We start from the raw sequence: 17,899 nt of genomic DNA on the forward strand, positions 1-17,899 counted from the left end.
CGGGGCAGCCGTCCAGGAGCCCCTCGGGCTCAGTCCTCCAGCAGTCCTGACGTCGCGACGAGATAGCCGAGCTGGGCGCGGCTGGTACTGCCCAGCTGCTCGGAGACCTTCCGCATGTGTTCGGCGACGCTGCGGCGGCTCATCCCGATCCGCCGGGCGATCGAGGCGTCCGTCTCCCCGTTGACCACCGCCAGCAGGATGGCGCGTTGCAGGTCGGACGTGATGACGGGGGTGCGCAGGGGCGCCCGCTCCGGCCTGACCGGCACCGCACGGGCCCATGCCTCGTCGAATCCGCGGGCCAGGAAGCGTGCCAGGGAGGGGTGTTGGATGCGCAGGGCCTGGTGCGGCGCATCGGAGAACGGGACGAAGGCGAGGTCCCGGTCGAAGAGGATCACCCGGTCGACGACCTCGGCGAGCGTCCTGACCTCCGCCCCCGCGGCGGTGACCTGCTCGATGTACGAGAGGGTCGCACGGTCGGACCGGACGGTGTGCTGGTAGATCGTCCGCTGCCGGACGCCCCGCCGCAGACTGCGAAGGTCCCGGGTCAGGGCCTCCTGGAGCACACCCGGGGGCCGGCCGCCCCCCGGGTGGGCGGTGCGGACCTCCTCGCGGCAGCCCGCCACCCCGGCGTCCAGCGCACGGCTGATGACGGCCGCGCCGGAGAGCCGGGTGAGTACGGGCTGCTGGGTCCGGTGCACGTCCGCGTACAGCGCCTCGAAGGCGGAGAGCGTGGCGCGGGTGGCACGCAGCGTGCGGCGCCGTTCGAGGATGGCCTCCTGGAGCGGGGCGAGTGCGGCGTACGAAGCCGTCTCGGGCGGTACGGGGATCATGGACTGCGGTGACTCACGGTCCGCGACCATCAGATGGAGGGTCACCAGACAGCCGGTCACCTGGTCCCGCGGAAGGCTCCCCGCCACCAGCGCACGCCGGTAGGTCGCGAGCGCCGCGTCGCACGGGGACTCCGGCGCAGGACGGTCCCGCGAGTCGTCCGCCGACGATTCGCGGCAATCACATGCCGGTGGGCTGGAATGATCGTCCTTCACAAGTATGCAGATTACCTTTGTGCATACGGGATGACAGCGGAGAGTTGACGCACCTCGGCGACCATGGAGAGGTGACGCCCGGCATCGACGACTCCCCCGGCCGGCCCCTCGGTGAATCGGCCGACTCCGCGCGCGGAGAGCGGCGTTATCGATTCCTGGTGACCGGCTACGCCATCTCTTCCTACGGCACGTTCCTGAATATGGTGGCGCTCAACCTGTTCGTCTACGAGACGACGGGCCGGGCTCTCGCCCTGGGCCTGTTCATGGCGGTCCGGCTCGGATCCGGATTCGCCGCCGGGCTCGCCGCGGGCAGTCTCCTCGCCCGCTTCACCGCGAAAAGCGTCATGCTCTGGACGAATATCGCGCAGGCGGCGGTGATGCTGCTGCTGATCTTCGCGCCGCACGGCCTGCGTACGGCCGCGCTCGTCGCCGTGTCCGTGGTGGTCGGCTCCTGCGGGACGCTGTTCATGGTGTCGCTGCGCAGTTCCATTCCCGAGATGGTGGGCGAGGAGCGGCGCTCCTGGGCGAACTCCCTGTCGATCAGCGGGCGTTCGATGGCGATGGTGGCCGGTTTCGCCTCGGCGGGTGTCGTCGTCTCGCTCGTCGGGTACACCGCCGCTTTCGTGGTGGACATGGCCACCTTCGCGGTCTGTGCGGTGACCGTGGCCCTGCTGCCGATCGCCGGCGGTGGAAAGGGCACGCCGGAGGCGGAACCGTCGCAGGCCCCCCGGCCGGCCCGGCGGCGGTTGCCCGTCGCGCTGACCGCCCTGGCCGCCGCGCCCGGTCTCGCGCTGATGGTGGCGCTGCGCGGTGTCGACGCCCTCGGCTCGTCCTCGCACAACGCCGCGCTCCCGGTCTACTCCAGCGCGCTCGACGCCTCGCGTCCTGCCGTCTTCGTCAGCTCCTTCTGGTGCCTGTGGGCGCTCGGCAACATCGTGGCCCAGCAGCTGATCCAGCGGTACACGCGGCGCACCGGCCGGTCCGTGGGCGCGCTGGGCTTCGGGTACGGCACCTGTGTGATGTCGGGGGCGTTCATCCTGGCGTTCGCGGGGTTCCCGCTGGCCGCCACGGCCGTGATCGCCCTGGTGGCCGGGGCCGCCGACGGACTCACGGAGGTCTCGTACACCTCTCATCTGCAGACGCTGCCGACCGGGCTGCGGGCCCATGCCTTCGGTCTGTCCGCGACTGTGGAGAACCTCGGCTTCGGGGCCGGGATGATCCTCGTCGCGGCGGCGCTCGACCGCTTCAGCCCGCTGACCGTCGTCGGCTGGTCCCACGGCGCGGCCCTGCTGGTGGCGGCGGTGTTCCTGCTCCGGGTGACGGGTCTGCGCAGGGCGGCGCCGAGCCGGCCGACGCCGTGACGGGCCGCAGGACCGATCCACCTACGACGGAATTCGGCCAATCTCGCGCAGCGGGCCGTCCGCGCAGCTTGCGGGCGACCGCGCCGATGCGGTGAGTTGTCCGCGTTGCCGGAGAACTGCGCCCCTGACCCCGCACTCCGGCTCACGGTCCCCCATGCCGGAACGCCCCGCGTCCTCACGCCCGAACCACCCTCACCGTCCCACTCCGGAAAGGCGGACACCGCATGACGCCGGTCCCTCACCGCAGCCACACCGACGACCTGCTCTCCTTCATCAGGGCCAGCCCCTCCCCGTACCACGCCGTGGCGAGCGCGGCCCAACGCCTGGAGAAGGCCGGCTTCCGTGAGCTGCGGGGCACCGACGACTGGACGGGCACCACGGGCGGCAGCTTCGTCGTCCGCGGTGGCGCCCTGATCGCCTGGTACGCGCCCGAGGGCACGCCCTGCCACACGCCGTTCCGGATCATCGGCACCCACACCGACTCGCCGAACCTGCGGATCAAACCCACCCCCGACACCGGCTCGGCCGGGTGGCGGCAGATCGCGGTGGAGATCTACGGCGGTGTCCCGCTCAACACCTGGCTCGACCGCGATCTGGGCATCTCCGGCCGTCTGGCCCTGCGCGGTCCGGGCGGCACGACCGAATCACGGCTCGTCCAGATCGACGAACCGCTGCTGCGCGTGCCGCAGCTGGCCATCCACCTGGACCGTTCCGTCAACGACGGCCTCGCTCTGGACCGGCAGCGGCACATCGCCCCGGTCTGGTCGCTCGGTGCGGCCGAGGAGGGGGCGCTGCTGCGCCGGGTCGCCGCGGCGGCCGAGGCCGATCCGGACGAGGTGCTCGGCTGGGACCTGATGCTCCACGACATCCAGCCCCCCGGATACCTGGGCGCGGAGAAGGAGTTCCTGGTCGCGTCCCGGCTGGACAACCTGGTGTCGGTGCACGCGGGTGTCACGGCGCTGGCCGGCGCGGCCGGGGCGGCCGGAGAGCCCGCGTACATCCCCGTCCTGGCCGCCTTCGATCACGAGGAGGTCGGCAGCGGTTCCGACACCGGTGCGCAGAGCCCGTTGCTGGAGCGCGTGCTGAGCCGTTCGGTCACCGCCCGCGGCGGAAGCCCGGAGGACTGGTCGCGGGCACTGGCGGGTGCCTTCTGCGTCTCGGCGGACATGGCGCACGCGGTCCACCCCAACTACGCGGAGCGCCACGACCCCGACCACCGGCCGCTGCCCAACGGTGGCCCCACGGTCAAGGTCAACGCCAATCAGCGCTACGCCACCGACTCGACCGGCATCGCGGTGTTCGCCTCCGCCTGCGAGCGGGCGGGGGCGCCGTGGCAGCCCTTCGTCTCCAACAACGCGATGCCTTGCGGCACCTCCATCGGTCCGCTCACCGCGGCCCGGCTGGGTGTGCAGACCGTGGACGTGGGCGTGCCGGGTCTGTCGATGCACTCGGCGCGCGAGCTGTGCGGGGCGGACGACCCGGGGCATCTGGCTGCGATCCTGGGCGCGTTCGTGACGTCGGACTGAGCGCGGGGCAGGGGGGCGTGACCGGCCGGCCCCGCCCCCCTGCCTGCCGGACCTACGCGAAGCGCTGCTGCGCGCTCGCGTCGCAGGGCTGCAGCCTCAGCGGGTCGTGCGCCCCCGCCAGGGTCGCGCACAGCCCGGTCGAGGCGGCCGGGCGCAGGGTGCCCGACTGCCGGACGAACTGCTGGTTGGCCGCGCCCGAGCAGTTGTAGAGGATGAGGGCGGCGCCCGCCCTGTAGTCCGCACCCGGGACGTCGAGGCAGCGGTCGTGGCTCAGTTCCGTGCGCAGGGTCTTCGTGCCGGAGTCGTACCACCAGCCCTGGTTCCGCCCGCCGTGGCACTCCCAGCCGGTGACGCCGGTGCTGTTGCGGGTGACCGATGCGGGCACGTCCAGGCAGCTGCCCGTGGCCTCCCCGCGCAGGCGCTTGAAGGCGTCGTCCCAGGCGGCCGGCTGCAGGACGGGCTTTCCGGTGCTCGCCGGGTCGGCGCAGCTCGCCTCGCGCAGGCCCGAGTTGTAGATCTGGGTGAGGCAGGAGGCGAAGGCGCCGTGCCCTGCCGCGTTCGGGTGGAAGGACTGCCGGACGGAGTTGGAGTCCGGCGGGAAGTGCGAGAGGTCGATGAACAGGCCGCGGGCCCAGGTGGACTCGCTGCACACCTCGTGGCCGTGGAAGAGCCGGGAGTTGTCCAGGTAGACGGCTCCGGTGTCGGTGGCGACCCTGCGCATGCCGCGCTCGAAGGCGGGCACGGCCGTGTTACGGCCCCAGGCGGCGTCGGAGTCGTATCCGGCGCACCCGCCGGGAAGCTTGCCGGGGAAGTTCGGGTTGTCGTAGAAGTCCGGGCCGATGGGGCTCGGGTAGCCCATGACGACGAGCTTGTAGTCGCCCTCCGCGTAACCGGCGCCGGTCATCACCGTCCGCAGGTCGCGCACGGTCTTCTCGACCTTGGGCACGAGTCCGTCGACGCGGGCCTGCCAGCCGCCCTCGTACTTCGACTGGCAGGCACCCTGGAGGAGGACCCAGCGCTCGACGCAGTCCGTCATGACCGGACCGAACTGGAGGTCGTCGTTGGCACCCGCCACCAGCACGATCATCTTGATGCGGGTGTTGCGCGCCTTGATGGCGAGGCTGTCGCTCTGCACGAGCTCGTCGGCGTACTGCTTCGAGCCGCCGATGACGATGTTTCCGGTGTACGCGCCGGAGCAGGAGACGTTGTACGTGACGTCGGCCGGAATCCCGGTGCGGTGGATGGCGGCGTCGGGCGAGCGGTGGCACCAGTTGTCGGGGCCGTTGGTGCCCGCCTCGTACGTGCCGACGCCCTCGCCCGAGATCTCGCTGTCGCCGAGCGAGATGAGCCCGGTCTTCCGTTCGGCGAGCGGCCGCTCGGCCGGGTTGCCGTACAGCCGGGTGGCCTCGGCGGCGCGCAGGGCCTCCAGTTCGGGCGACAGCGGGGTGGAAGCGGTACTGCTGGTGCCGGGCTGGGCAGCACCTGCCGGACCGGCGGCGACCGTCATTCCGCCCAACGCCGCCGCCATGGCCGCGACGGCTGCGACCGTACATCGGACTCGGTATCCGGTACGTCTCATTGCGCCTCCCGAGATTGTGGTTACCCCCGGTATTTACTGGTGGGTAGACAACTTGGGAATACATGGAACAAGACAAGTGCTCATCTTTTTCAGGAGGTTGAACGAGGATGGACAAGGAACAGAGCGAGGACTACCGCATCGAGCACGACTCGATGGGCGAGGTGCGGGTGCCCGCCGACGCGAAATGGCGGGCCCAGACCCAGCGGGCCGTGGAGAACTTCCCGATCTCCGGACAGCGTCTGGAGCGGGCCCACATCGAGGCCCTGGCCCGCGTCAAGGCCGCGGCGGCGAAGGTGAACGCCGAGCTGAAGGTGCTCGACCCGGAGATCGCCGAGGCGATCCAGGAGGCCGCGGCCGAGGTCGCCGAGGGGCGCTGGGACGACCACTTCCCGATCGACGTCTTCCAGACGGGTTCCGGCACCTCGTCGAACATGAACACCAACGAGGTCCTGGCCACGCTCGCCACCGAGCGGCTCGGCCGCGCGGTCCACCCCAACGACCACGTCAACGCCTCGCAGTCCTCCAACGACGTCTTCCCCTCCTCCATCCACATCGCCGCGACCGGCGCGGTGACGGGCGAGCTCATCCCTGCCCTGGACCATCTGGCGGCGGCGCTGGAGCGCAAGTCCGCCGAGTTCGCGGACGTGGTGAAGTCGGGACGTACGCATCTGATGGACGCCACTCCGGTCACCCTGGGCCAGGAGTTCGGGGGGTACGCCGCGCAGATCCGCTACGGCATCGAGCGGCTGCACGCCTCGCTCCCCCGCCTCGCCGAGCTGCCGCTGGGGGGCACGGCCGTCGGCACCGGCATCAACACCCCGCCCGGCTTCTCCGCCGCCGTCATCGCCGAGGTCGCCCGCGTCACCGGGCTGCCGCTCACCGAGGCCCGGAACCACTTCGAGGCGCAGGGCGCGCGGGACGGCCTCGTCGAGGCCTCCGGCCAGCTCCGCACCATCGCGGTCTCCCTCACCAAGATCTCCAACGATCTGCGCTGGATGGCGTCGGGCCCGCGCACCGGCCTGGCCGAGATCAGCCTCCCCGACCTCCAGCCGGGCTCCTCGATCATGCCGGGCAAGGTGAATCCGGTCATTCCCGAGGCCGTGCTGATGGTCGCCGCCCAGGTGACCGGGAACGACACGACGGTGGCCGTCGCCGGAGCGGCCGGCAACTTCGAGCTGAACGTGATGCTCCCGGTCATCGCGAAGAACCTGCTGGAGTCGGTCCGGCTGCTGGCGGCAGTCTCCCGGCTGCTCGCGGACCGCACGGTCGACGGGATCACGGCGAACGTCGAACGGGCCAGGGAGTACGCGGAGTCCTCACCTTCCGTCGTCACGCCCCTGAACAAGTACATCGGCTACGAGGAGGCCGCGAAGGTCGCCAAGAAGTCCCTGGCCGAGCGGCGGACGATCCGCGAGGTGGTGCTGGATTCGGGCTACGTCGAGCGCGGCGACCTCACGGTGGAACAGCTCGACGAGGCGCTGGACGTGTTGCGTATGACCCGTCCGTGACGTGCATCGCTGCGCAGGGGCGGCGCCATAACTAAGATCTCTCCATGACAGGTACCGGAGAGACCGAGCGCTGGGCGCCGGGTGATCAGATCCTGTGGCGTTACCGCGGCAACGGACCGCTGCGGCACCACCCCGGGGCCGGCCGGGCCCCGAATCCCGTGCACATCTGCCGTCCCGTCACCGTCGTCCAGGACACCGACGAGCTGCTCGCCGTCTGGGTGGCCCCCGGCACCGAGTGCGTGAAGCCGGTCCTGACGGACGGCACCGACGTACACGCCGAACCGCTCGCCACCCGGTACACCGCCCCGCGCACCACCGCCCGCTCACCCTGGCTGGGCAACGGGGTCCTGAAGCTGGCCCGGCCCGGCGAACCCTGGTCCGTCTGGCTGTTCTGGGAGCAGGGCTGGCAGTTCCGCAGCTGGTACGTGAACCTGGAGGAACCGCGGACCCGCTGGGCCGGCGGCATCGACTCCGAGGACCACTTCCTCGACATCTCGGTCTTCCCGGACCACAGCTGGCTCTGGCGCGACGAGGACGAGTTCGCCCAGGCCCAGCGGGTCGGGCTGATGACCCCCGCCGCCGCCCGGCGGGTGCGTGCGGCAGGGCAGGCGGCCGTCGGGGTGATCCGGGACTGGGGGGCACCGTTCAGGGACGGCTGGGAGGACTGGCGGCCCGATCCGCGCTGGCGGGTACCCGCGCTTCCGGCCGACTGGGACCGGTTGCCGGATGACTGGGACCGGACCCCCTCCCCCATGCCGTCGTGAGACCCTTGATGCATCCCAGGGTGGCAAACGTAGGATCGCCCCGAGGAGATCAGCTCCGCCCCAACCGACGGGCGTGGCACACGGCCTGACCGCAAGTCATCGAGTCATCGCACACGTTGCACACTTCATGAACCGCATCAGTCGTATGAGTCGTACGAGTCGCCCGAGTGACCTGAAGCGCATGAGCCACGACGAAGGGGTGGAGACGTGCTCGCTGTCCGCCGTCCCGGCGCCGGAAACGTTGTCACGGACACCCGGTGCGGACATCCGGTTTCGGCCCCGCGTTCCGGGGCACCAGATGTCAGCCGTTGTGATTGCTGCTCCTGCCGGGGCACAGTAGCGCTCCCCGAGGTGATTGCCTCATACAACCGGCCCGGACGGACGGAACCCCACGCGTGACGGAGCACCCCACCTCCCACGAAGGCCGGCAGCCTCTCGCCGCCCGGCCGCAGGAACGCACCCGGCCTCGGCAGCGCGACGCCGCGTCGGCGTCCGCCCCCGCCACCGCGGCGATCCCGGCCCCGGCCAAGGGCCCCAACCCGCCCGCGGCGGGACCCGACCCGCAGGCCGCGTCCCGCCGTGAGGGCGACCGGCTGCGTTTCGTGGGGGCCGCGACCCGGCGGATCGCCCGCGGAATAGACCTGGACGAGATCGTGCTGGGTCTGTGCCGGGCCAGTGTGCCGACGTTCTCCGACGCCATACTCGTCTACCTCCGCGACCCGCTGCCGGTCGGCGACGAGCGGCCCGTCAACCCGTTCGTGCTGCGGCTTCGCCGCTCCGACCGGCTGAGACTGAGCGACGAGGGCACCGAGAACCTCTCGGACATCGAGCGGTTGCGGCTCCCCACCGTCGATCCCCAGGCCGATCTCACCCCCGCCTCCGAACTGTGCGAGGTCCTGGCGGGCGGCGCGCTGGCCGAGGTGCTGCGCGGGGTCCGGCCCGTCTTCGGCGACTCCGCCGCGGCCCGGGTCGCCCTGCCCGAACTGCTCGGCGCGGACCGCATCGTGCCGTCCGGGCACCGGGCGATCCTCGCCCCGCTGCGCGGCCGGCGCCGGGTGATCGGCGCGGCGGTGTTCCTGCTCGGCACCGAGCGCCCGCCCTTCGAGGCCAACGACCTGCTGGTCGCGGCCCAGTTGGCGACGCACACCGCGCTGGGCATCGACAAGGCCGTGCTGTACGGCCGCGAGGCGTACATCGCCGACGAGCTCCAGCGCACCATGCTGCCCGACTCGCTCCCCCAGCCCACCGGGGTCCGGCTCGCCTCCCGCTACCTCCCCGCCGCCGAGACCGCCCGGGTCGGCGGCGACTGGTACGACGCGATCCCGCTGCCCGGCAGCCGGGTCGCCCTGGTCGTCGGCGACGTCATGGGCCACTCCATGACCTCCGCGGCGATCATGGGTCAGCTGCGCACCACCGCCCAGACCCTCGCCGGTCTCGACCTCCCTCCGCAGGAGGTCCTGCACCACCTCGACGAGCAGGCCCAGCGGCTGGGCAGCGACCGCATGGCGACCTGCCTCTACGCGGTGTACGACCCCGTCGCACACCGCATCACCATCGCCAACGCCGGCCACCCGCCGCCCGTCCTGCTCCACCTCGGCGGCCGGGCCGAGGTGCTCAAGGTGCCGCCGGGCGCCCCGATCGGCGTCGGCGGAGTGGACTTCGAGGCCGTCGAGCTGGACGCGCCCGCGGGCGCCACGCTGCTCCTCTACACCGACGGACTGGTCGAGTCGCGACTGCGGGACGTCTGGACGGGAATCGAGCAGCTGCGCGAGCGGCTCGCCGTCACGGCCCGGCTGACCGGCCCCGACCACTCGCCGCCGCTGGAGGCCCTCTGCGACGACGTGCTGGACATGCTCGGCCCGGGCGACCGGGACGACGACATCGCACTGCTCGCCGCCCGCTTCGACGGGATCGCGCCGAGCGACGTGGCGTACTGGTTCCTGGAACCGGAGGACTCCGCCCCGAGCCGGGCCCGCAGGCTGGCCCGGCGCGCCCTCAGCCGGTGGGGGCTCGACGACCTCGCGGACTCGGTGGAACTCCTGGTCAGCGAGGTCGTGACCAACGCCGTGCGGTATGCGGAGCGGCCGGTGACCCTGCGGCTGCTGCGGACCGACATCCTGCGCTGCGAGGTCGGCGACGACTCCCCGCAGCTGCCCCGGCAGCGCCGGGCGCGGGACATGGACGAGGGCGGCCGCGGTCTGTTCCTGGTGAACCGGCTGGCCCGGCGGTGGGGCGCGACGCGCCTGTCGACCGGCAAGGTGGTCTGGTTCGAGATGCCCACCGGGGGGCAGTGACCCGGGCCGTACCCACGAGACGTACGCACCGCACCGGGACGAAAGCCGCAGCCGGGCCGACGCACCGGTGCGCGGCCCACCGTCCTCGGCGGCACAGCGGCATGGCGGCACAGCGCGCCGACGCGCCGGCCTGCCGAACATTTCCGGCCATCTACTGGACGGTGCGGACCGTGCCCGGCGCTGGACCGGGGCACCGCCGTAGGGGCGCGACATGGCCAGGACCGTCGGCGGCCGGGTGACACGGAGGCCGCGGCGGCTGAGCAGCGGACCCACGGCGGGGGACATGGAGACGGGCGGTGTGCGAGGGACGTCCCTCGCACACCGCCCGTCTCCGTGAACGGCCGCCGCGTCAGCTGGTCAACGCGTCACGGAGTCCTCGTTCACCGGCCGGTCGTCCCCCGGCTTCGCCGGAATGTCGATCGTCGTCGAGGGACCCGGCTCGGTCGACGGACCGGTCGGCGGTTCACTCGTCGGATCCCCCGTGGGGCTGGCGGGCGGCGAGCTCTCCGGCGACTCGGATTCCGTGGGCGGCTCGGACGTGGGGGCCTTGGTGGACGGCTCGTCGGAGGGCGAGATCTCCGCGGTGGGCGACGTGGTCGCGCTCGGCGAGCTGGTGTCCGGCGGCGGGGTGACCGCGGCGCCCATGTCGGTGTCGAGCACGAACTCGCTCGGTTCGCCCATGGCCTTCGCGGTGAAGTCCGCCCATATCTCGGCCGGGAAGCCGCCACCGTTGACGCGCCCGCCGCCGCCGGCGCCCTTCAGGGTCACCTGCGCACCCTTCTGCACCTTCTTGCCGTCGTCGTCGGTACGCGGGTAGGCGGCCTCGCCGAAGAGGCCCACCGAGGTGACGAGGTCCGGCGTGTAGCCGGTGAACCAGGCCGACTTGTTGTCGTCCGACGTACCGGTCTTGCCCGCGATCTGCTGGTCGGACAGTCCCTCGGCGTTACGCACCGAGCGATGGGCCGTACCGTCGTCGACCACACCGGTCAGCACGGAGGTCACGGAGTCCGCGGCCTGGCGGCTGATCACCTGCTCGCCGAGCGCGTCGGGCAGCTGCACCGCCTCGTCGCCCTGGTGCACGGCCGACTTCACGATCTGCGGGGTGACCTTCTTGCCGTGGTTGTCGAGGGTGGCGTAGATGCCGGCCATCTCCATCGGGCTCGCGCCCATGGAGCCGAGCGTCTGCGCGGGCACGGCCGGGAGGCCCTTCACGTCCATGCCGAGCTTGCCGGCCGTCTGCATCACCTTGTCCATGCCCACGTCCACGCCCATCTGGGCGAAGACGGAGTTGATGGACTTGTTCATCGCGGTCTGGACGGTGACCGAGCCGTAGTTCTGGTCGTCCTCGTTCTCCGGCGCGAAGGCGACGTCGCTGCCCTCGACCGGACGCTTGCTGGTGCCGTCGTAGCGGGTGTTGGCGGTGATCTGCTGGTCGTCCTGCGTCACCGACTCCTGGTCGAGAGCGGCCGCGAGGATGACCGGCTTGAAGGTGGAGGCGGGCTGGTAGTCGGTCCGGAAGGCGTTCGACGTCCAGTGCTCGTTCTGCCCCCGTCCGCCGTACAGGGCGATGACCGCGCCGGTCTTCGGATCCACCGAGACGGCCCCGGCCTGGATGTCCTGGTCGAGCTTGCGCTTCTTCGTGTCCAGGTTGTCGATCAGCTTCGTCTCGACCGACTTCTCCAGCTGCTGCTGCTTCTTCTTGTCGATGTTGACCGTGATCGTCCAGCCACCGAGGTCGAACTGCTGGCTGCTGAGGCCCGTCTCCTCCAGCACCGCCTTGCGGGCCGCTTCGACGATGTACCCCTTCTGTCCCGCGACCCCGTTCAGCGGCTTGGGGTCCTGCGGAATGGGGAACTTCAGGCCCTGGCGCTTGCCGGCGTCCAGCCAGCCCTCCTCGACCATGTTGTTCAGCACGTAGTTCCAGCGCTCCTTGACGAGCGCCTTGCTGTTCGGGCCGGCGACGGCCCAGTCGTACTGGCTGGGCGCCTGGAGCAGGGCGGCGAGGTAGGCCCCCTGGGCGACGTTCAGGTCCTTGGCGTCCTTGCCGTAGTACGCCTGAGCCGCGGCCTGGATGCCGTAGGCCTGCCGGCCGTAGAAGCTGGTGTTGATGTACCCGGCGAGGATCTCCGACTTGCTCCGCTTCTGGTCCACCTTCAGCGAGATGACCAGCTCCTTGAGCTTGCGGGTGACCGTCTGGTCCTGGTCGAGGTAGTAGTTCTTGACGTACTGCTGGGTGATGGTCGAGCCACCCTGCTTGCCTTTGCCGGAAACGGTGTTCAGCAGGCCGCGTGCGGTGCCCTTGAAGTCGACGCCCTGGTCGTCGTAGAAGGACTTGTTCTCGGCGGCGACGAAGGTCATCTGGACCTCCTTGGGCACCTGCGCGAGGTCAACGATCTCCCGGTTGACCTCACCCGTCCTGGCCAGCAGGGTCCCGTCGGAGTACTTGTAGATGTTGCTCTGCAGCTTGGCCTGGGCGTTGCCCTCGGGCACGTCGACGAGCATGTAGAGCACGGCGAAGCCGCCCATGCCCAGCAGGCAGACGGTGAAGGCCGCGCCCAGTATCTTCCGCCAGGTGAAGAGTCCGCGTATGCCGCCGCTCTTCCCGGCCCGCCGCGACCCACTCCGCTGGGCTCGTCGCGCATCCGCTCGACCCATTGCTGTGTTGCTCCCGTTTCTCTGCTCGACCGGATCAGCTCGGACCTGCCAGCTAACACCGTTGGCAAGGACAAAAAGCGAGCGATCCCGCATTTTCCGGACGTGACAATCAGCACCCGTTCCCAAGGGAACCGACTCACGAGGGGTGCGCAGGGTTGCGAAAACCATTAATGTGTAATCACATTGCTAGCGAACAGCTAGCCACGTGAAACGGGGGATTCCATGTCTGAACCGCTCAACCCGCCCGCATCGGCCGGACCGCAGACCGACCTCACGCCGGACGCGCCGCAGATGCCGGAACCGCAGGTCCGCGAGACGAAGGCACACAGCATCGCCGGTGGCCTCGGCCTCCTGCTGACCGTGATCGGGGTGATCGTCGGCATCGGCGGCGCCATCCTCGGCGGGGTCATCGGATCCAACGGGAACAACGGCCTCGGCATCCCGCTGTGCATCCTGGGCGTGCTGCTCACCATCGCCTCGTTCTTCTGCATGGGCGGTGTGAAGATGGTCGCACCGGGCGAGGCGCGGGTGATCCAGCTCTTCGGCCGGTACGTGGGCACGATCCGCTCCGACGGCCTGCGCTGGATCAACCCGCTGACCTCCAGCCGCAAGATCTCCACCCGGGTCCGCAACCACGAGACCGCGGTCCTCAAGGTCAACGACGCCTACGGCAACCCGATCGAGCTCGCCGCGATCGTCGTCTGGAAGGTCGAGGACACCGCGCAGGCCCTCTTCGAGGTCGACGACTTCCTGGAGTTCGTCGCCACCCAGACCGAGTCGGCCGTCCGGCACATCGCGATCGAGTACCCGTACGACGCCCACGACGAGGGCGGCCTCTCCCTGCGGGGCAACGCCGAGGAGATCACCGAGAAGCTGGCCGTGGAGCTCACGGCACGGGTCCAGGCCGCCGGCGTACGGATCATCGAGTCCCGCTTCAGTCACCTCGCGTACGCCCCCGAGATCGCTTCCGCGATGCTCCAGCGCCAGCAGGCGGGAGCCGTGGTCGCGGCCAGGCAGCTGATCGTCGAAGGCGCGGTGGGCATGGTCGAGATGGCCCTGACCCGCATCGCCGAGCAGGACATCGTCGAGCTCGACTCGGACCGCAAGGCCGCCATGGTCAGCAATCTGATGGTGGTGCTGTGCGGCGACCGGGCCGCACAACCGGTCCTCAACACGGGCACGCTCTACCAGTGACGAACGAGACCCCGCGGCGCCGCGCCCCGCAGTCCGGGCCGCAGCAGCGCAAGCAGATGCTGCTGCGGCTGGACCCCGCCGTGCACGACGCCCTGGCACGCTGGGCCTCGGACGAGCTGCGCAGCGCGAACGCGCAGATCGAGTTCCTGCTGCGGCGGGCTCTCGCCGAGGCGGGACGGCTGCCCGGCGGGACGGCGCCGATCGCGCGCCGGGGGCGCCCGCCGAAGGCGCCGGACCCGGAGCGGCCCACCCCCGAGTGACCAGCCGGAGCGGTGCTCCGGTCCGCCACCGTCCACTCGAAGGAGTGGCTCCCGGTCACCGGTATACACACCAGGTATACACACCGTGTACAGTCCCTGGTATGTCTATCGGCCACACCCTGCTCGGGCTCCTGGAGTCCGGTCCCCGCCACGGCTACGACCTCAAGCGGACCTTCGACGAGAAGTTCGGGCACGACCGCCCCCTGCACTACGGGCAGGTCTACTCGACGATGTCCCGCCTTCTCAAGAACGGCCTCGTCGAGGTCGACGGGGTCGAGACCGACGGCGGCCCGGAACGCAAGCGATACGCCATCACCGACGCCGGAATCACCGATGTCGCCACCTGGCTCGCACAGCCCGAGAAGCCGGAGCCGTACCTCCAGTCGACCTTGTACACCAAGGTCGTCCTGGCCATGCTCACCGGCCGCAGCGCCGCCGACGTGCTGGACGCCCAACGCTCCGAGCACCTGCGCATGATGCGCATCCTCACCGACCGCAAGCGTCAGGGCGACCTCGCCGACCAGCTGATCTGCGACCACGCCCTGTTCCACCTCGAAGCCGATCTGCGCTGGCTGGAACTCACCGCCGCTCGACTCGGCCAACTCGCGAAGGTGGTCGCCCCGTGATCCCCGCCGGCTCCCTGCTCTCCGCCCACGATCTGCACAAGACGTACGGGCAGACCGCCGCACTGGACGGCGCCTCGTTCTCCGTCCACCCCGGCGAGGTCGTCGCCGTGATGGGCCCCTCCGGCTCCGGCAAGTCCACCCTGCTGCACTGCCTCGCCGGGATCATCACCCCGGACTCCGGCACCATCACCTACGCCGGACGCGAGCTGTCCACGATGTCCGACGCCGGACGCAGCGCGCTGCGCCGCAGCGACTTCGGCTTCGTGTTCCAGTTCGGCCAGCTCGTCCCCGAGCTGACCTGTGTGGAGAACGTCGCCCTGCCGATGCGGCTGAACGGCACCCGCCGCAGGACCGCCGAGCGCACCGCCCTGGAATGGATGGAGCGCCTGGAGGTCGACGACATCGGTGCCAAGCGCCCCGGCGAGGTCTCCGGCGGCCAGGGCCAGCGCGTCGCCGTGGCCCGGGCACTGGCCGCGTCCCCGAAGGTGATCTTCGCGGACGAGCCGACCGGCGCCCTGGACTCCCTCAACGGTGAGCGGGTCATGCAGCTGCTCACCGATGCGGCCCGTTCCTCCAACGTCGCCGTGGTCCTGGTGACCCACGAGGCCCGCGTCGCCGCCTACTCCGACCGCGACATCACCGTCCGCGACGGCCGGGCCCGCGACCTGGAGCACGCCGTATGACGCTGCTCGACGAGAAGAGGACCCCGGCCGGCCCGGCGCACTCCCCCGAACCGCCGTCGCGCATCGCCTCCTGGCTGCGCGACCTCGGGCTCGGGATCCGCTTCGCCGCCGGCGGCGGCCGCGAGGGCTGGGTACGCACCCTGCTCACCGCGGTCGGCGTGGGGCTCGGTGTGGCGCTGCTGCTCACCGCCTCCTCCGTGCCGCACATGCTCGACGCGCGGTCCGCCCGGGACCAGGCTCGCTCCGAGACCAAGGTCTCGGACTCCCCCGACGCCTCGGCGAAGAAGTCGGACAGCACGGTCCTGCGGACAGAGGCGAGCACCGAGTACCACGACCGCTCCATCACGGGTTTCCTCATGCGCGCCGACGGCCGCCGTCCGGTCGTCCCCCCGGGCCTCACCGCCTTCCCGGCCCCCGGCGAGATGGTGGTGTCCCCCGCGCTCGGAAAACTCCTCGACTCCCCGGCGAACGCGCTGCTCAAGGAGCGGTTGCCCTACAAGGTGACCGGCACGATCGCGGACTCGGGCCTGCGCTCACCGGGCGAGCTGTGGTTCTACGCCGGCAGCGGCACCCTGACCAGCGCGACGGGCGGCCACCGGATCGCCGGGTACGGCAACCCCGGCCCGACCACCCCGATGCCACCGATGCTCATCGTGCTGATCATCATGATCTGCGTGGTGCTGCTGGCACCCGTGGCCATCTTCATCGCCACCGCCGTGCGCTTCGGGGGCGACCGCCGCGACCGCCGGCTCGCCGCGCTGCGCCTGGTCGGTACGGACATCCGGATGACCCGCCGGATCGCGGCCGGTGAGGCCCTCTTCGGCTCGGTGCTGGGCCTCCTCATCGGACTGGCCGTATTCCTGACGGGACGCCAGTTCGTCGACTACGTCGAGATCTGGGACGTCAGCGCCTTCCCCTCCGACCTGGCCCCCGACGCCAGGCTGTGCGCGCTGATCGCCCTCGCAGTCCCGCTCACCGCCGTAGTCGTCACCCTGGCCGCCATGCGCTCGGTGGTCATCGAGCCACTCGGCGTCGTACGCAACAGCCGCGGCCGCAAGCGGCGCCTCTGGTGGCGGCTGTTGCTGCCGGTCGCCGGGCTCGCGGTCTTCGGACTCACCGGCAAGGTCGACGGGTACGCACCCGTCAACCCGTACCCCGTCGCCTCAGGCGCGGTGCTCGTACTGGTCGGGCTGGCGCTGCTCCTGCCCTGGCTCGTCGAGGCCTGCGTCAGGCGACTGCGCGGCGGCCCGGTCCCCTGGCAGCTGGCCACCCGCCGGCTCCAGCTCAGCAGCGGGGCGGCCTCCCGCGCGGTCAGCGGCGTCACCGTGGCCGTGGCCGGTGCGGTGGCGTTGCAGATGCTGTTCGCCGCGATGAACGACGACTTCAACAAGATCACCGGCCAGGACCCGTCCCGCGCCCAGCTCTACGCCGCCTCCGAGATCGTCCGGGGCGATGCAGCCCTGCACTCGATCAAGGAGTTCCGCGCCACCAAGGGCGTCATCCAGGTGATCGGGACCGTCGAGGCATACGCGACCAAGCCGGGGACGTACACGGGTGACGAGATCCAGCCCACCACCTCGTTCACCATCGGGGACTGCGCAACCCTGCGCGAGATCGCCCGGATCACGACCTGCCGGGACGGCGACACCTTCGTCGCCCACCCCAAGGACAAGGGACAGGCCGACTGGGTCGACGAGACCGCACGCAAGGGCAAGGTGCTCGAGTTCGACTCCTACGGCCGGGGCAAGAAGCTGCACTGGACACTGCCGGCCGATTCCCGGACCGTCGCGGCCCGCACCGACCCCTACGGCGAGGAGCGCTCGGGCATCCTGGTGACCCCCGGAGCGATCAACGCGCGGATCCTGCCGGGAGCCCAGACCATCTCGCAGATCCGCTACGACGAAGACGTCCCGGACGCCGCCGAGTACGTACGTAACACGGCGGCACGGCTCGACCCCGGCATGCGCCTGGTCACCATCAACTCGGTCGAGCGCAACCGTCAGTACGCGAGCATCCAGACCGGCCTCCAGGTCGGCGCGACCGCCACCCTGCTGCTGATCGCCGCTTCCATGCTGGTCTCCCAGCTGGAGCAACTGCGTGAGCGCAAGCGGCTGCTGTCGGTCCTGGTCGCCTTCGGTACCCGGCGGGTCACCCTCGGCTGGTCGGTGCTGTGGCAGACCGCGATCCCGGTCGTCATCGGGCTCGCGGTCGCGGTGGCCGGCGGCCTGGCCCTCGGCGCCACCCTGTGCTGGATGATCGGCAAGGAGGTGTCCGGCTGGTTCCTGTTCCTGCCGCTGGTCGGCGCGGGCGCGGCCCTCATCGTGCTGGTCACCCTGCTCTCCCTGCCGCCCCTGTGGCGCATGATGCGCCCCGACGGGCTGCGCAGCGAGTAGCACCCCGGCGGCC

General features: G+C 71.0%; 13 protein-coding genes. 10 read left to right on the forward strand and 3 right to left on the reverse strand.

Annotation, left to right across the window (positions count from 1 at the left end; all coding sequences use genetic code 11):
- Positions 1 to 29: 29 nt before the first annotated feature.
- A complete protein-coding gene (locus OG538_RS12625; RefSeq protein ID WP_406093062.1) occupies positions 30 to 1,043 on the reverse strand; it encodes a LuxR C-terminal-related transcriptional regulator in 1,014 nt (337 codons plus the stop codon).
- Between the two features lie 158 nt (positions 1,044 to 1,201).
- Here OG538_RS12625 and OG538_RS12630 point away from each other — a divergent pair, with 158 nt between their 5' ends.
- Positions 1,202 to 2,404 (forward strand): MFS transporter, encoded by a 1,203-nt coding sequence (locus OG538_RS12630; RefSeq protein ID WP_406100101.1) that lies wholly within the window; start codon positions 1,202 to 1,204, stop codon positions 2,402 to 2,404.
- 224 nt (positions 2,405 to 2,628) lie between these two features.
- On the forward strand, positions 2,629 to 3,930 hold the full coding sequence (locus OG538_RS12635; protein WP_406093064.1) for a M18 family aminopeptidase: 1,302 nt from the start codon (positions 2,629 to 2,631) through the stop codon (positions 3,928 to 3,930).
- Positions 3,931 to 3,982: 52 nt separating this feature from the next.
- Here the strand turns inward: OG538_RS12635 and OG538_RS12640 are convergent, their stop codons facing one another.
- On the reverse strand, positions 3,983 to 5,509 hold the full coding sequence (locus OG538_RS12640) for a ricin-type beta-trefoil lectin domain protein (protein ID WP_406093066.1): 1,527 nt from the start codon (positions 5,507 to 5,509) through the stop codon (positions 3,983 to 3,985).
- Positions 5,510 to 5,616: 107 nt separating this feature from the next.
- On the opposite strand from OG538_RS12640, the gene OG538_RS12645 reads away from it, so the two are divergent.
- The 3 genes from OG538_RS12645 (at position 5,617) to OG538_RS12655 (ending at position 10,075) form a co-directional block, all read left to right on the forward strand.
- A complete protein-coding gene (locus tag OG538_RS12645; protein ID WP_406093068.1) occupies positions 5,617 to 7,017 on the forward strand; it encodes a class II fumarate hydratase in 1,401 nt (466 codons plus the stop codon).
- Positions 7,018 to 7,061: 44 nt separating this feature from the next.
- Positions 7,062 to 7,781: a DUF402 domain-containing protein gene (locus tag OG538_RS12650; protein WP_406093070.1), complete on the forward strand. Its 720-nt coding sequence runs from the start codon at positions 7,062 to 7,064 to the stop codon at positions 7,779 to 7,781.
- A 395-nt stretch (positions 7,782 to 8,176) separates the two neighbouring features.
- Positions 8,177 to 10,075, forward strand: coding sequence for a SpoIIE family protein phosphatase (locus OG538_RS12655; protein WP_406093072.1), 1,899 nt, complete (start codon positions 8,177 to 8,179; stop codon positions 10,073 to 10,075).
- Between the two features lie 357 nt (positions 10,076 to 10,432).
- Here the strand turns inward: OG538_RS12655 and OG538_RS12660 are convergent, their stop codons facing one another.
- Positions 10,433 to 12,730 carry a transglycosylase domain-containing protein gene (locus OG538_RS12660; RefSeq protein WP_406093074.1) on the reverse strand — a complete coding sequence of 766 codons (2,298 nt, stop codon included), beginning with the start codon at positions 12,728 to 12,730 and terminating at the stop codon, positions 10,433 to 10,435.
- Between the two features lie 222 nt (positions 12,731 to 12,952).
- Between OG538_RS12660 and OG538_RS12665 the strand changes: the two genes are divergently transcribed.
- The 5 genes from OG538_RS12665 to OG538_RS12685 all read left to right on the forward strand — a co-directional run bounded on the left by OG538_RS12665 (position 12,953) and on the right by OG538_RS12685 (position 17,886).
- On the forward strand, positions 12,953 to 13,924 hold the full coding sequence (locus OG538_RS12665; protein ID WP_406093076.1) for an SPFH domain-containing protein: 972 nt from the start codon (positions 12,953 to 12,955) through the stop codon (positions 13,922 to 13,924).
- Entirely contained in the window at positions 13,921 to 14,184 is a 264-nt protein-coding gene (locus OG538_RS12670; RefSeq protein WP_406093078.1) for a hypothetical protein, read from the forward strand. The genes OG538_RS12665 and OG538_RS12670 overlap by 4 nt, the downstream gene beginning before the upstream one ends.
- Before the next feature lie 101 nt (positions 14,185 to 14,285).
- Positions 14,286 to 14,810: a PadR family transcriptional regulator gene (locus OG538_RS12675; protein WP_406093080.1), complete on the forward strand. Its 525-nt coding sequence runs from the start codon at positions 14,286 to 14,288 to the stop codon at positions 14,808 to 14,810.
- A complete protein-coding gene (locus OG538_RS12680; protein ID WP_406093081.1) occupies positions 14,807 to 15,493 on the forward strand; it encodes an ABC transporter ATP-binding protein in 687 nt (228 codons plus the stop codon). The genes OG538_RS12675 and OG538_RS12680 overlap by 4 nt, the downstream gene beginning before the upstream one ends.
- Positions 15,490 to 17,886 carry an ABC transporter permease gene (locus tag OG538_RS12685; protein ID WP_406093083.1) on the forward strand — a complete coding sequence of 799 codons (2,397 nt, stop codon included), beginning with the start codon at positions 15,490 to 15,492 and terminating at the stop codon, positions 17,884 to 17,886. Before OG538_RS12680 ends, OG538_RS12685 begins: the two co-directional genes overlap by 4 nt.
- Positions 17,887 to 17,899: the final 13 nt, after the last annotated feature.

This window comes from Streptomyces sp. NBC_01013, from assembly GCF_045162765.1.
In the GTDB taxonomy this organism is placed as follows: Bacteria; Actinomycetota; Actinomycetes; order Streptomycetales; family Streptomycetaceae; genus Streptomyces.

Coding starts and splice junctions, on each gene's coding strand:
- OG538_RS12635 (WP_406093064.1), top strand. CDS start 2,629: ATGACGCCGGTCCCTCACCGCAGCCACACCGACGACCTGCTCTCCTTC.
- OG538_RS12640 (WP_406093066.1), bottom strand. CDS start 5,509: ATGAGACGTACCGGATACCGAGTCCGATGTACGGTCGCAGCCGTCGCG.
- OG538_RS12645 (WP_406093068.1), top strand. CDS start 5,617: ATGGACAAGGAACAGAGCGAGGACTACCGCATCGAGCACGACTCGATG.
- OG538_RS12650 (WP_406093070.1), top strand. CDS start 7,062: ATGACAGGTACCGGAGAGACCGAGCGCTGGGCGCCGGGTGATCAGATC.
- OG538_RS12660 (WP_406093074.1), bottom strand. CDS start 12,730: ATGGGTCGAGCGGATGCGCGACGAGCCCAGCGGAGTGGGTCGCGGCGG.
- OG538_RS12665 (WP_406093076.1), top strand. CDS start 12,953: ATGTCTGAACCGCTCAACCCGCCCGCATCGGCCGGACCGCAGACCGAC.
- OG538_RS12675 (WP_406093080.1), top strand. CDS start 14,286: ATGTCTATCGGCCACACCCTGCTCGGGCTCCTGGAGTCCGGTCCCCGC.
- OG538_RS12685 (WP_406093083.1), top strand. CDS start 15,490: ATGACGCTGCTCGACGAGAAGAGGACCCCGGCCGGCCCGGCGCACTCC.